At 70.7% G+C, this 12,658-nt stretch carries 13 protein-coding genes and 3 pseudogenes; 9 read left to right on the top strand and 7 right to left on the bottom strand.

The features are described 5' to 3' along the window. Positions 1-43 precede the first annotated feature (43 nt). Positions 44-955 (top strand): flavin monoamine oxidase family protein, encoded by a 912-nt coding sequence (locus ACQ95T_RS00795; protein ID WP_431473387.1) that lies wholly within the window; start codon positions 44-46, stop codon positions 953-955. 217 nt (positions 956-1,172) lie between these two features. Further along, on the top strand, positions 1,173-1,307 hold the full coding sequence (locus ACQ95T_RS00790; RefSeq protein WP_431473386.1) for a hypothetical protein: 135 nt from the start codon (positions 1,173-1,175) through the stop codon (positions 1,305-1,307). Positions 1,308-1,313: 6 nt separating this feature from the next. Here the strand turns inward: ACQ95T_RS00790 and ACQ95T_RS00785 are convergent. Continuing rightward, positions 1,314-2,520: pseudogene (locus ACQ95T_RS00785) on the bottom strand (dicarboxylate/amino acid:cation symporter). Between the two features lie 90 nt (positions 2,521-2,610). On the opposite strand from ACQ95T_RS00785, the gene ACQ95T_RS00780 reads away from it, so the two are divergent. From ACQ95T_RS00780 to ACQ95T_RS00750, 7 genes and pseudogenes are all read left to right on the top strand, one after another. Continuing rightward, positions 2,611-2,988, top strand: a complete 378-nt coding sequence (locus ACQ95T_RS00780; RefSeq protein ID WP_425942914.1) for a phosphomannose isomerase type II C-terminal cupin domain — start codon at positions 2,611-2,613, stop codon at positions 2,986-2,988. A 187-nt stretch (positions 2,989-3,175) separates the two neighbouring features. After that, positions 3,176-4,024 (top strand): lactate/malate family dehydrogenase, encoded by an 849-nt coding sequence (locus ACQ95T_RS00775; protein WP_431473385.1) that lies wholly within the window; start codon positions 3,176-3,178, stop codon positions 4,022-4,024. A 198-nt stretch (positions 4,025-4,222) separates the two neighbouring features. Next, positions 4,223-4,582, top strand: a pseudogene (locus ACQ95T_RS00770) (ABC transporter substrate-binding protein); the annotation flags it as partial. 88 nt (positions 4,583-4,670) lie between these two features. Further along, a complete protein-coding gene (locus ACQ95T_RS00765) occupies positions 4,671-5,414 on the top strand; it encodes an extracellular solute-binding protein (protein WP_431473384.1) in 744 nt (247 codons plus the stop codon). Further along, entirely contained in the window at positions 5,411-6,346 is a 936-nt protein-coding gene (locus tag ACQ95T_RS00760) for a carbohydrate ABC transporter permease (RefSeq protein WP_425942911.1), read from the top strand. The genes ACQ95T_RS00765 and ACQ95T_RS00760 overlap by 4 nt, the downstream gene beginning before the upstream one ends. Further along, positions 6,346-7,245 (top strand): carbohydrate ABC transporter permease, encoded by a 900-nt coding sequence (locus ACQ95T_RS00755; protein ID WP_425942910.1) that lies wholly within the window; start codon positions 6,346-6,348, stop codon positions 7,243-7,245. Before ACQ95T_RS00760 ends, ACQ95T_RS00755 begins: the two co-directional genes overlap by 1 nt. Positions 7,246-7,297: 52 nt before the next feature. Further along, the gene (locus tag ACQ95T_RS00750) at positions 7,298-7,765 is read left to right on the top strand and encodes a hypothetical protein (RefSeq protein ID WP_431473383.1); all 468 of its coding nucleotides are present in this window, start codon (positions 7,298-7,300) and stop codon (positions 7,763-7,765) included. Here the strand turns inward: ACQ95T_RS00750 and ACQ95T_RS00745 are convergent. From ACQ95T_RS00745 to ACQ95T_RS00720, 6 genes and pseudogenes are all read right to left on the bottom strand, one after another. Continuing rightward, positions 7,755-8,048, bottom strand: coding sequence for a hypothetical protein (locus tag ACQ95T_RS00745; protein ID WP_431473382.1), 294 nt, complete (start codon positions 8,046-8,048; stop codon positions 7,755-7,757). The genes ACQ95T_RS00750 and ACQ95T_RS00745 overlap by 11 nt on opposite strands. Beyond that, the gene (locus ACQ95T_RS00740) at positions 8,024-9,217 is read right to left on the bottom strand and encodes a sodium/glutamate symporter (protein ID WP_431473381.1); all 1,194 of its coding nucleotides are present in this window, start codon (positions 9,215-9,217) and stop codon (positions 8,024-8,026) included. The genes ACQ95T_RS00745 and ACQ95T_RS00740 overlap by 25 nt, the downstream gene beginning before the upstream one ends. Before the next feature lie 145 nt (positions 9,218-9,362). Beyond that, on the bottom strand, positions 9,363-9,860 hold the full coding sequence (locus ACQ95T_RS00735) for a hypothetical protein (protein ID WP_425942907.1): 498 nt from the start codon (positions 9,858-9,860) through the stop codon (positions 9,363-9,365). Continuing rightward, positions 9,857-11,367, bottom strand: a pseudogene (locus ACQ95T_RS00730) (long-chain-fatty-acid--CoA ligase). Before ACQ95T_RS00730 ends, ACQ95T_RS00735 begins: the two are co-directional and overlap by 4 nt. A 46-nt stretch (positions 11,368-11,413) precedes the next feature. Continuing rightward, positions 11,414-11,773 carry a hypothetical protein gene (locus ACQ95T_RS00725; protein WP_425942905.1) on the bottom strand — a complete coding sequence of 120 codons (360 nt, stop codon included), beginning with the start codon at positions 11,771-11,773 and terminating at the stop codon, positions 11,414-11,416. Positions 11,774-11,822: 49 nt separating this feature from the next. Continuing rightward, positions 11,823-12,638, bottom strand: a complete 816-nt coding sequence (locus ACQ95T_RS00720) for a maleylpyruvate isomerase N-terminal domain-containing protein (protein WP_431473876.1) — start codon at positions 12,636-12,638, stop codon at positions 11,823-11,825. Positions 12,639-12,658: the final 20 nt, after the last annotated feature.

The following is a 12,658-nucleotide window of genomic DNA, read 5'->3' as shown; positions in this document are numbered from 1 at the left end:
TCTCGACAGGCGAGGACGACGCCGGCCGCATACCCTGGCGAACATGCCCGCCCAGACCGAAGTAGTCGTCGTCGGGGCCGGTCTCGCCGGTCTCACCTGCGCCCTCACCCTCCAGGAGCACGGGGTCTCCGTGCGCGTCCTCGAGGCCTCCGACGGGGTCGGTGGCCGCGTGCGCACCGACGTCGTCGACGGGTTCCGCCTCGACCGGGGCTTCCAGGTGCTCAACCCGGCCTACCCGATGGTCAAGGAGCTGGCCGACCTCAAGGCGCTCGACCTGCAGAAGATGACCGCCGGGGTCGCGATCCGCTCGGCCCGCACGGCCGAGCTGCTCGTCGTCGCCGACCCGCGCCGGGAGCCGCAGCTGCTGGCGCAGACCCTTCGCTCGGGCAAGCTGCACCCCGCCAGCATGGCCTCGCTCGCCCGCTGGGCGGCACCGGCCCTGAGCACCAGCAACCTGCTGGCCACCGCCGAGGACGACGTGCCCCGCCGCCAGTCGATGGACGACGCCGGGTTCATCGGCCCGCTGCGCAAGATCGTCGACGGCTTCCTCGCCGGAGTCCTGCTCGAGGACGACGGCAGCACCTCGACCGTCTTCACCCAGCTGCTCGTCCGCACCTTCGCCCTCGGCACCCCCGGACTGCCGGCGGCAGGCATGCAGGCGCTGCCCGAGCAGCTGGCCGCGAGGCTGACCACCCCGGTGGAGCTGGGCAAGGAGGTCGCCGAGGTCTCGTCCGGCAGGGTCCGCACGGTCGACGGCGAGGAGATCACCGCCGACCTCGTCGTCGTCGCCACCGACCCGACCACCGCGGGCCGTCCGTCACCGACCGGCCCGTCAAGCCCGGCAAGGGCTACACCACCCACTGGTATGCCGTCACCCACGCGCCCACCGACCTCAAGGCCGTCGTCATCGACCAGCGGGAGAACCACGGGCCGGTGGTCGTCACGTCCGTGGTGAGCAACGTGGCCCCTGAGTACGCGCCCGACGGCCGTGCCCTGGTCCAGGCAAGCAGCCTCTGGCGGGCCGGCGAGGACCCTGCCTCGGACGCGGACGTGCTGCGGCACGTTGGCGAGCTCTACGGCGTGGACACCACCGACTGGCAGCTGCTGCGCCGCGACGACATCCCCTACGCCCCCCCCCCGCCGAGCCGGCACCGTTCGAGGAGCGCGCGGCAATGGAGGTGGCCGAGGGCCTCATCGTGGCCGGCGACCACATGGACATGGCCTCGATCGACGGGGCGATGACGAGCGGGAAGCGGGCGGCCGAGGGCTACCTGCACCGACGGGGCCTGCTCGACCAGGCCGGCTGACGGAGGTCAGCCGACCAGCGGCTTCGGCATCTCCTCCGGCGCCGGCTCGTCGACCCGGCCGCCACTGAGCTTGTCGACCACCATCGCGATCGCACCGTCACCGGTGACGTTCGTCGCGGTGCCGAAGCTGTCGATGGCGATGTAGGTCGCGATCATCAGGCCCACCTGCGGCTCGGTGAAGCCCAGCATCGAAGACAGCAACCCCGACGCGGCGAAGATCGCGCCACCCGGCACGCCCGGGGCGGCCACCATCGTGATGCCCAGCATGAGGATGAAGCCGATGAAGATCGGCGCGTTGATCTCGATGCCGGCCAGCACCATGACGGCCAGGGGAGAACGACACGATCTTCAGCGTCGACCCGGCCAAGTGGATGGTCGCGCACAGCGGCACGGTGAACGACGCCACCTGCGGCCGCACCCCGATCTCGATCGCCTGGCGCAGCGTCACCGGGATCGTCGCCGCCGAGGACGAGGTGCCGAGCGCGGTCAGGTAGGCCGGTGACATCGTCTTCAGCGCCTTGAGCGGGTTGCGGCCGGTCAGCGACCCGGCGACGACGAACTGCAGGAGCAGCAGCATGGCCGTCATCGCGAAAACGAGCACGATGACACCCAGGAAGGTCGCGATCACCTCGGCGACCTGCCCGACGACCGTCATGTTGAGGAAGATGCCGAAGATGTAGACCGGCAGCAGCGGGATGATGATCTTGGCGATGACCGTCTCGATGATCGTCCGCAGCTCGTTGAACCCCCGCTGAAGCCCGTCGGTCGGCAGCACCGTCAGGCCCAGGCCCACGACGAACGACAGCACGAGCGCGGTCATCACGCCGAACACCACCGGTGCCATCTCGACGGTGAAGTAAGGGCCGAGCAGCGCCTCCTCCGGGTTGGTCAGCTCGGTGAAGTCCCCTGCCTGCAGCAACTGCGGCAGCAGCGCCCAGCTGATCAGGAAGGCCATCAGCCCGGCGAAAACCGTCGACCCGTAGGCGATCCCGGCGGTCACCCCCAGCCACTTCCCGGCACCGCGCCCCAGCTCACCGATCGCCGGGGTGATCAGCCCCACGATGATCAGCGGGATGATGAACCCCAGGAAGCTGGAGAACAACCCGTTGAAGGTGACGAAGACCCGCACCACCGCCTCCGGCAGGAACAGGCCGAAGACGATCCCCAGCACGATGGCGATCCCGATCCGGGGCAGCAGCCCGAGCTTCCTCATACTGCGATGGTCCCACCGCGCCAGGGGAGAGCAACTATGGGATACCTCACCGGGGCTGGCATCATCTGGGGGCACGAAAGGACAGGGTGGATGCAGGAGGGACCAGTCATGGGGGACCTGACCGAGGACGTCTTCGCGGTGGAGCGGCCGTGGGGGCAGTTCCGCCAGTTCGTCGGCAACGAGACGGTCACGGTGAAGATCATCACGGTCGAGCCGGGCCACCGTCTCTCGTTGCAGCGGCACCGTCGTCGCTCCGAGCTGTGGCACGTGGTCGACGGCCCGGTCGAGGTCTGGGTGGACGGTGACCGTTGGACCGCCGAGACGGGGCAGGACGTGTGGGTCCCCCGCGGGTCGACCCACCGCCTGGGCAACCCCGGCCGCATGCCGGCCCGGGTGCTGGAGGTGGCGTTCGGCGACTTCGACGAGGCCGACATCGAGCGGCTCGAGGACGACTACACCCGGGACTGACTCCCAGAGACGCGAGGACGCCGGGCCGCCTCGCCTACCGGCGGGTCACCTCAGGGGTGCGGAAGACTGGGCGCATGACGGACACCAGCCGCTCCTCGGCCAGCACGCTCGCGGTCATCGGCGCGGGATCGGTCGGGGCGACCATCGCCTACGCGGCGCTCTCGTCCGCGGCACCGCCCGCCACGTCGTGCTGCACGACGTCAACGCCGCCAAGGTCGAGGCCGAGGTCCTGGACCTCAACCACGGGCTGGCGTTCACCCCCATGGGGCAGGTCGAGGGCAGCGACGACGTCGAGGTATGCCGTGGGGCCCGGGTCGTCGTGGTCACCGCCGGCGCCAAGCAGCAGCCCGGTCAGAGCCGGATGGAGCTGGCCGAATCCACCCTCAACCTGACCCGCACGCTCATGCCCCGCCTCGTCGAGGTCGCCCCGGACGCGACCTACGTCATGGTGACAAACCCGGTCGACGTGGTCACCACCGCCGCGCTCAAGGTCACCGGGCTGCCGGCCAACCAGCTCTTCGGCTCCGGCACCGTGCTCGACTCCTCCCGCCTGCGGCACGCGATCGCCACCCGGCTCGGGGTCGCGGTGACGAGCGTGCACGCCAACGTCGTCGGCGAGCACGGGGACACCGAGTTCCCGCTGTGGAGCTCGGCCAGCGTCGGGGGCGTCCCGCTGCTCGAGTGGGACGCCCTGCACGGCGGCCTGGACGAGGCCACCCGCGAGGAGATCGCCGAGGACGTCATGCGCTCGGCCTACCGGATCATCGCCGGCAAGGGCGCCACCAACTACGCCGTCGGCCTGGCCGTCTGCCGGATCGTCGAGTCGGTCCTGCGGGACGAGCACGCCGTCCTGCCGGTCTCGACCTGGCTGGATGACTACCGGGGCATCAGCGACGTGAGCCTCTCCGTCCCCACGATCGTCGACCACCGTGGCGCGGGAGAGCGCCTGCTCGTGCCGATGACCGACGAGGAGATCGCGCTGCTGCGACGCAGCGCGGACTCGATCAGGGCGACGGCCCGGTGCTTCGGGTTCTGACCGTCCCGGTAAGGAGTCGCTTCAGCAGGACACCTCACGACGGCCCGCCCTACGCTGCCCGAGGACCACACGGGCACTCGAAGGAGAGACCATGGCGGGCAGATCGGTGGGGAGGACAGGAGACGGACGTCGGCCGGGGCCATCGCCCTGGCGACGCTCGGGCTGGGCGCCTGCAGCGCGGCCGGCGGGGACGAGCGGGTGGAGCTGGAGTTCTTCCAGTTCAAGCCCGAGGCGGTGCAGGCGTTCGACGACATCATCGAGGCCTTCGAGGCCGAGAACCCCGACGTCCGGGTCACCCAGAACCACGTCCCCGACGCGGACACCGCGCTGCGCACGCTGCTGGTGAAGAACAAGACGCCGGACGTCATCACCCTGAACGGCAGCGGCAACTTCGGCCAGCTCGCCCGGGCCTGCGTCTTCGCCGACCTGTCCGACCTGACGTCGGTGACCGAGACGGTCAACCCCGAGGTGCAGCAGGTCCTCGACGACCTCGGCACCTGCGAGGACCAGGTCAACGGGCTCCCGTTCGCCTCCAACGCCAGCGGGGTCATCTACAACACCGAGGTCTTCGAGGAGCACGGCCTGGAGGTCCCGACCACCTGGCCGGAGTTCCAGCAGGGTGGTCGAGGACCTGCAGGACACCGACGTGGTCCCCCTCTACGCCACCTACGCCGACCGCTGGACCCTGCTGCCGACCTTCAACAACCTCTCCGGGGCCCTCGTGCCGCGCGAGTTCTGGCAGGAGATGCGCGCCGCGGGCGCCGACGCCGGACCGGACGGGCCGGCGTCCTTCACCGAAGGCTACGCCCCCGTCGCGGAGCGGTTCGTGGAGTTCTTCGGCTACGCCCAGGACAACGCCGCGGGCCGGGGCTACGACGACGGCAACCGGGCGATGGCGGAGGGTGAGGCGGCCATGGTCGCCCAGGGGTCGTTCACCCTGCCCGCCATCCGGGCCATCGACGAGGAGGCCCCGGTCGCGATGTTCGTCATGCCGGTCGGCGAGGACGAGTCGGAGAACGTCCTCGTCTCCGGCGTCGACGTGGCGGTCGCGATCGGCAAGGACACGGCATACCCCGAGGAGGCCCGGCGCTTCGTGGAGTTCATGTTCTCCGAGGAGATCGTCAGCTCCTACGCCAGCGAGCAGAGCGCCCTCTCGCCCCTGGTGGACGCCCCCCAGAACGACGACCCGGCCCTGGAGCTGGTGGTGCCGCTCTACGAGGAGGGCCGCCTGGCCGGCTACGCCGACCACCAGATCCCCGCCGCGATGAACCTGGAGGCTCACGTGCAGACCCTGGTGCTGAACAAGGATCCCGACGCCTTCCTGGAGGCGATGGACAACGAGTGGCGCAAGTACGCCCGGCGCACCACCGGGTTCGAGGAGGGGCGATGACCGTCCAGAAGGCGGCCCACGAGCCGCGGGGCACCATGCCCGAACCGACGGAGAGGAAGGCCCGCCAGGGGATCGGCGTGCCCCGCACGATCTGGTGGATGGTCGTGCCGGCGTTCGTCCTGTTCTTCGTCTTCCACACCATCCCGGTGCTGACGGGGATCTTCTACTCCTTCACCGACTACGCCGGCTACGGGGAGTGGGGCTTCGTCGGGCTGGACAACTACGTCAACCTCTTCCGGGACGAGCGGGTGTTCGGCGCCTACCGGTTCACGTTCCTGTTCGCGCTGGTGTCCACGGTCCTGGTCAACGTCATCGCCCTGGTCATCGCCGTGGGGCTGAACGCCCGGATCAAGTTGAAGACGACGTTCCGGGCGATCTTCTTCATGCCCCACGTGCTGGCGATCCTCATCATCGGATACGTCTTCAACTACATGTTCGCCAACTCCCTCCCCTTCATCGCCGACCGGATGGGGATCACGGCGCTGTCGACCTCGATCCTGGCCAACGAGGACCTGGCCTGGGTCGGCGTGGTGATCCTGGCGGTGTGGCAGGCCGCGGCGTTCAACATCATCCTCTACCTCGCCGGGCTGCAGACGATCCCGACCGAGGTCTACGAGGCGTCCGACCTGGACGGGGCCACCCCGACCCAGCAGTTCTTCCGGATCACCTTCCCCCTCATCGGGGCGTTCTTCACCATCAACATGGTGCTGTCGCTGAAGAACTTCCTCCAGGTCTTCGACCACATCATCGCGCTGACCAACGGCGGACCCGGCACGGCGACCGAGTCCATCTCCCTGCTCATCTACCGAGGCGGCCTGCAGGGCGGGGAGTACGCCTACCAGACCGCCAACGCCGTGGTCTACCTCGTCGTCATCGTCGTGCTGTCGCTGCTGCAGTTCCGCTTCCTGCAGCGCAGGGAGGCTGATTTCTGATGAGCACCGAGACCCGGGAGACCCCCGACACCCAGGACACCTCGACGCGTGCCGAGCCGCGGCGGCGACGGACGTCACGACGCGACGGCACCAACTGGCCGGCGACCATCTTCATCGCGATCTGCTCGCTGTCGGTGCTGATCCCGCTCTACTTCACGGTGGTCACGGCGTTCAAGACGCCCGACCAGCTGGGGGGCACCGGTTTCGAGCTGCCCCAGGGACTGGCGTGGGAGAACTTCTCCACGGCCTGGGAGCTGACGAACTTCCCGCGGGCGCTGCGCAACTCGCTCGTGGTGACGGTCGGCTCGGTGGTCCTCACCGTGCTCACCAACTCGATGGTGGCCTACGCGATCGCGCGCTACATGGACCGTTCGCGCACCTTCACCTTCCTGTACTTCTACTTCATCGCCGCGCTGTTCGTGCCGTTCCCGATCATCATGCTGCCGGTCGTCAAGCAGACCGCGCTCCTGGGTCTGGACAACCCGATCGGGCTGATCCTGCTCTACACGGTGTATGCCCTCAGCCTCAACGTGTTCATCTACGTCGCCTACGTCCGCTCGATCCCGATCGAGCTGGAGGAGGCCGCCAAGACGGACGGCGCCAGCACCTGGACGACCTTCTGGCGGATCATCTTCCCGATCCTGGCGCCGATGAACGCCACCGTGGCCATCCTCACGGCCATGTGGGCCTGGAACGACTTCATGCTGCCGCTGGTCATCCTCAGCGAGCCCGAGCACCAGACCCTGCCGCTCGTGCAGTACGTGCTGCAGGGGCAGTTCACGACCAACTACGGCGTGGCCTTCGCCTCCTACCTGATGGCGCTGCTGCCCATGGTGCTCGTCTACATCGTGGCCCAGCGGTGGATCATCTCCGGGGTCATGCGGGGCAGCGCCAAGTAGTGGGGAGCGCCCCTGGGACCCCCCGACGACGGCCGGGTGCCAGGATGGGGTGGTGACCACGCTCCAGCACTTCGAGGCCGCCTACACCGACGTCTACCAGACGGACGTGCTCTTCGAGGCGGTGAACGACCACCCCCCTATCCGGGCGACGCGGGTCACGGTGTACACCGACCACGTCTCCGAGGCGGGCAACGAGCGCACGGTCCGGGTGCGGGTCACGGTCACGGGTGACCGCCTGCAGCCCACCGACGACGGCTGGGCCACCGCCGGGCCCGCCATCCGCGCCTACGGTCTCGCCGAGGAGCCGGTCCGGTACGACGTGTGCCGGGAGGCGGTGCTCGAGGCGCTCCAGCGGCACGGTCTCGAGCCGGGTGACGTGGCGGGCTTCGCCCTCCTGGCCCCCCCTGGGAGGAGCACGAGCGCTCGCTGGACGCCGGCACGGCCGACCTCAGCGGGATGCGCAACGTGCCCGAGAGCTGACCCCCGCCCGTCCGACGGAGCGGCCCCCTTCAGGTGGTGACCGCCGAGGTCCCCTCGCGCGCCTCGGCCCGCTCCGCCTTCGCCTTGGGCGCGTAGTAGATCAGGCCCGCGCCGACGGCGATCGCGAAGATGAGCAGCATCGCGAAGAACAGCGGCCAGATGCCGGTGAGGAAGATGATCGGCACCGCCAGGGCGGTGATCATCCCGCCGCCGAAGAACGGCTCGAAGATGAGCTGCTTGTAGCCGAAGGCCTCGAAGGCCGGGCTCTCGGCGTCCGGGTCGGTGATCCGCATGAGGATCAGGCCGGTGGCCGTGACGCCCATCGACTGGCCGAAGTCGCCGATGCCGCGCTCGAACCAGAAGCGGCCGATGATGCGCGGTGCCAGCCACAGGAAGAGGGCGACGTTGACGCCGACGCCGGCGACGCGACCGCCAGCAGGCTGAACGCCCAGATGTTGGCGCCGATCGCCATGAGCGAGAGCGTGCCGATCGCGGCGATGATGAGGAAGTCCAGCGCCCAGCCCTGGATGCGCAGCATCATCTGGTGGTCGATGAGGTGGTCGACCTTGAGCGCGGCGGCGATCGCCTGGAGGATGACGCCGCCGATGAGGGCGAGGGGGAAGAGCGGGACGTAGGCGAAGATCTCCAGCGGGGTGGAGTCGTTGAGCAGGACCGAGGAGTAGGTCTGCGCCTCGATCCAGCGCAGCGACTCCAGGATGGCCCAGCCGATGAGGATGGCCACGGCGACCAGGGCCATGTGCAGCGACAGCGGCTCGACCGAGGCGGGGCGGGAGGTCATCGTGGCGGCGGGGTAGTACTCGTCCTTGCTGAACAGGCCCTTCTGCTCCTCGACGGACGCCTTGACGTCACCCTTGAGCAGCTCGGTGCGGCCGGTGCGCACGCCCCAGTTGATGAGGGCGATGCCGATGACGATGCCGCCGACGATCCCGACGGTGGCCAGGCCGACGGCCAGGTCGGCGCCCTCGGTGAAGCCGAGGTCCTCCATCACCCCGCGCATGCCGGCGGCGGTGCCGTGGCCGCCCTCGAAGCCGATCTCGATGAGGGCGCCGGTCATCGGGCTGGCGCTGAAGACGGGGACGAGGACGAGGGCGGCGAGCAGGAGGCCCACGACGTACTGGCTCGAGCCGAGCGCGACGCCGAGGGAGAGCTGCGGGCCGACCAGCCGGGCGGCCCGCTTCGGGCTGGGCAGGTCCTGGCCGAGGAACATCGTGGCGAAGACGACGCTGATGAGCAGGCTCGGCAGGGTGCGCCAGACCGCGAGCATCTCCTCGGTGAACACACCCCCCTCGGACATCCCCGGGACCAGCTGGCCGAGCACCTGGGGGCCGAGGATCAGCAGGAGGAAGCCGCCGATGATCGAGCTGGGCAGGAACAGCTTCTGCACCCAGCCGACCTTGACCCTGATGACCTTCCCGATGAGCAGGAAGAGCCCGAGGATGAGGAGCGCGAAACCGATCTGGTTGGGAGACATGCCGATCACCTTTGTCCGGAGGTCTGTCCGGGGAGTCTGACACAGGAGCGGCCTCCACGCCCGTCGGCGGAGAGCGTCGGTCAGGGGGCCTCTCGGTCAGCCGTCGCCGCCCTGACGAGGGTGCGTTCGGCAGGGCACCCGAGGGTCAGCCGTCGCCCACCCCGACGACTAGGGCCTGCTGCGCCGTCCCCTCCCCGCAGCCGTCCGGCAGGCCGTCGAGACGCTCGACCGGGACGCTCACGGCGTCCAGCCGCAGCGGACCGCCCACCTCGACCGTCACCTCCCCCCAGGTGACCGAGGGTCTCTCCCCGGTCCTCAGCTCGCTGCCGTCCGGCAGCACCAGCAGCACCGGCGGCCCCTGGCGGTCGAGGGCGAGGCACCCGCCGGGGCCCGTGATGAGCTGTCCGTCGACCGGGGCTGAACCGTCCTCCAGGACCGTCGCGGTGGTGACCAGCACGATGCCTCCGTCCTCGACCGACCGGACCTGGACCGTCGGCCCCTCCGTGGTCGCACCCGCCCCGTCGGGCACGGTGTCCACGACCGGTGACGGCACGGCCTCCTCGGTCTCCTGGGCGGCGCATCCTGCCGCTCCCAGCCCGGCGACCACCAGGAGGCCCGCGACGAGCGGTCGCCGACCGGTCACCGGGACCGCAGCTCCCGCTTGAGGATCTTCCCGGTCGCACCCTTCGGCAGCTCCTCGATGAGGTGCACCGTCCGCGGGTACTTGTACGGGGCCACCTGCGAGCGCACGTGCTCGACCAGCTCCTCCGCGGTCGCCTGCGCACCCGGGGCGAGCACGACGTACGCGCTGATCTCCTCGCCCAGCTCGGGGTGGGGCACGCCGACGACCGCGGCCTCGGCGACGGCCGGGTGCTCGTAGAGCAGCTCCTCGATCTCGCGCGGGTAGACGTTGAGCCCTCCGCGGTTGTCATGTCCTTCTTGCGGTCGACGATGAAGTAGTAGCCGTCCTCGTCGACGCGGGCCAGGTCGCCGGAGTGGAACCAGCCGTCGGCGTCGACGGCCTCGGCGGTCGCGTCGGGGTTGTTCCAGTACCCCTTCATGATGTTCTCGCCGCGGATGCAGATCTCGCCGATCCCGCCCTCGGGGTCCTCCGCGTCCCCGCCCGCGGCGGCGGCCAGCTTCATCTCCACCCCCCGCACGGGTATGCCGATCGAGCCCGCCTTGCGCTCCCGGTCGGGGTGGTTGAAGGAGGCGACCGGGCTGGTCTCGGACAGGCCGTAGCCCTCGAGGATCGAGCAGCCGAAGGTCTCCTCGAACCGGCGCATCAGCTCGACCGGGAGGCTGGCACCGCCGGAGACGGCCGTGCGCAGGGTGGACAGGTCGGGGACCTGGCCGGCGACACCGGTGGCGTGGGCGAGCATGGCGCCGTACATCGTGGGGACGCCCTCGAAGACGGTGACCCGGTCGCGCTCCATCACCTCCAGGGCCTTGCCCGGCTCGAACCGCGGGATCATCGTCAGCGCGGCGCCGGCCCCGACCGCGGTGTTGAGCGCGCAGGTCATCCCGAAGACGTGGAACAGCGGCAGGCAGCCCATGACCACGTCCTCCGGGCCGAGGTGCAGCAGGGTCTCGGTCGTGGTGGCCTGGTTGGTCTGCAGGTTGTCGTGCGTCAGCTCGGCGCCCTTGGGTCGGCCGGTGGTGCCGGAGGTGTAGAGGATGACGGAGGTGTCGTCGCCGGCACGCTCGACGATCTCCTCGACCGGGTCGGTGGCCTCCTCGCCGTGCACGTAGGAGCTCAGGCCCTGCGGGCCGACCGCCAGCACGGGGACGCCGGCGGCCTCCGCGGCGGCGGTGACCTCCTCGCCCGGCATCGCGACGAGGAGGCTCGCGCCGGAGTCCTGCAGGTAGTACTGGATCTCGCGCCGCTTGAACAGCGGGTTCATCGGCACGACGATCCCGCCGAGGCGCAGCGTGGCGTAGTAGAGGACGGGGAAGGCCGGCACGTTGGGGAGCATGAGCGCGACCCGGTCGCCGACCCCGATGCCCTGGCTGCGCAACCACCCGGCGAGCTGGCGGGCGGAGTGCTCCAGCTCGGTGTAGGTGAGGCGGAGGTCGTCCAGGACGACCGCCGGACGGTCGCCGTGCTGCTCGGCGGTGCGGGTGAGGTTGGCGGCGAGGTTGCTGCTCATGCGCGACTCCTGGGTGCTCGAGGGAGGGCCGGGGCGGGAGGGTGGGTCAGAGACCGCGACGGACGACCGTGGCGGCCACGACACCGGCGGCCACGAGGGTGGTCAGGCAGCCGATGGGCAGCGGCAGGCAGCAGCCGCCGACGGTGACCCGCGTGTTGCCGCGACGCCAGGTGCGGCCGGGGATCGGGCCGAGGCCACCCGGCTCGGAGGTCCAGCCCTCGGGCTGCTGGGCACGGCGCCGCGCCTCGTCCTCGGCCCAGGGGTCGGCGGGCTCGTCGCCGGGCGGCTGGTCGGGGAAGGGCTGGCCGGGGCCGGGGCCTGGCCCGGAGCCGGTTCCGGGGCTGGGAGGCCCGGGGAAGGACCCGTCGGGAACGTCGTCGCTAGGACCGGGGCGCGGATGGGTCATGGCCCCGATCGTGGCACCGTTCAGCCGTCCTGGCAGGTCGAGCGGGTCCTCAGACGCTGCGCAGCCGTGCAACACCGGTTGCGACGGCGACCGTCGTGTCACGACTGCGCGTCGGGACCGGTCTTAGGCCCAGGGCGGCGGGGTCGGGAGGCCGACGTCGGTCGACAACCCGTCCGTGCGGCCGCGCGCCAGCCAGAGCAGCAGCTGCCCCGGGGTCCCCGAGACCTCGGTGCCGCCGCCGGAGAGCTGGAGCGGCGGCATACCGGAGGTGTCGATCCCCTCCCCCGCCGGGGCGACCGGCATGAGGGTGAGCCCCGGCGCCCCGCCGGTCGCGTCCCACCGGGCCACGCCGCGGCGGAGCGTGCGCGCGACGGCAGGCGGGGTCGGCGTCGTCGAAGGTGTAGCCGGCCTGCAGGTCGACGTGGTGGAAGACCACCTCGAGCACCCGCATCGCGACCACCTGGTGGCCCTGGACCGGGGTCCCGGTGCGGGTGCGCACCTGCGCCTCCCCGGCCGGGCCCGTGAGCGTCCCGGCCAGCTCTCGGAACCGGGAGGCCGTCACCTCCACGTCGGCGGCGATCTCCGCCAGGGGCCGGCGCGCACCGGTCTCGATGTCCCGGTCCCGCTGGGCGACCGAGGCGTAGGCCTGCCGTTCGACGCCGTCGCCGGCCCAGCGCACGAGGTTGCCCAGCGCGTCGGCGTTGCGGGCCAGGTGGGTGAGCAGGCGGGCCGCGTCCCAGCCCTCGCAGAGCGTCGGCCGGGCGGCGGCCCCGGCCCCGGCCGCGACCAGGCCGCGGCAGGTGGTCAGCAGCCTCCCGGTCTCGACGTCGAGCAGCGCGAGGTTCTCGGCGGCGCGGTTGGTCATCGCTGGCTCTCGGGGAAGGA

It is taken from the genome of Ornithinimicrobium carbonis (genome assembly GCF_050703245.1).
Taxonomy (GTDB): Bacteria; Actinomycetota; Actinomycetes; order Actinomycetales; family Dermatophilaceae; genus Ornithinicoccus.
The sequence above is the reverse complement of the archived record's forward strand: the minus strand, read 5'-3'. Positions and strand labels throughout refer to the sequence as shown.

Excerpts from the sequence above, each read along its gene's own strand:
- ACQ95T_RS00795 (WP_431473387.1), top strand. The coding sequence starts at position 44 with ATGCCCGCCCAGACCGAAGTAGTCGTCGTCGGGGCCGGTCTCGCCGGT.
- ACQ95T_RS00790 (WP_431473386.1), top strand. The coding sequence starts at position 1,173 with ATGGAGGTGGCCGAGGGCCTCATCGTGGCCGGCGACCACATGGACATG.
- ACQ95T_RS00780 (WP_425942914.1), top strand. The coding sequence starts at position 2,611 with ATGCAGGAGGGACCAGTCATGGGGGACCTGACCGAGGACGTCTTCGCG.
- ACQ95T_RS00760 (WP_425942911.1), top strand. The coding sequence starts at position 5,411 with ATGACCGTCCAGAAGGCGGCCCACGAGCCGCGGGGCACCATGCCCGAA.
- ACQ95T_RS00755 (WP_425942910.1), top strand. The coding sequence starts at position 6,346 with ATGAGCACCGAGACCCGGGAGACCCCCGACACCCAGGACACCTCGACG.
- ACQ95T_RS00745 (WP_431473382.1), bottom strand. The coding sequence starts at position 8,048 with ATGGGCGTCACGGCCACCGGCCTGATCCTCATGCGGATCACCGACCCG.
- ACQ95T_RS00740 (WP_431473381.1), bottom strand. The coding sequence starts at position 9,217 with ATGTCTCCCAACCAGATCGGTTTCGCGCTCCTCATCCTCGGGCTCTTC.
- ACQ95T_RS00725 (WP_425942905.1), bottom strand. The coding sequence starts at position 11,773 with ATGACCCATCCGCGCCCCGGTCCTAGCGACGACGTTCCCGACGGGTCC.
- ACQ95T_RS00720 (WP_431473876.1), bottom strand. The coding sequence starts at position 12,638 with ATGACCAACCGCGCCGCCGAGAACCTCGCGCTGCTCGACGTCGAGACC.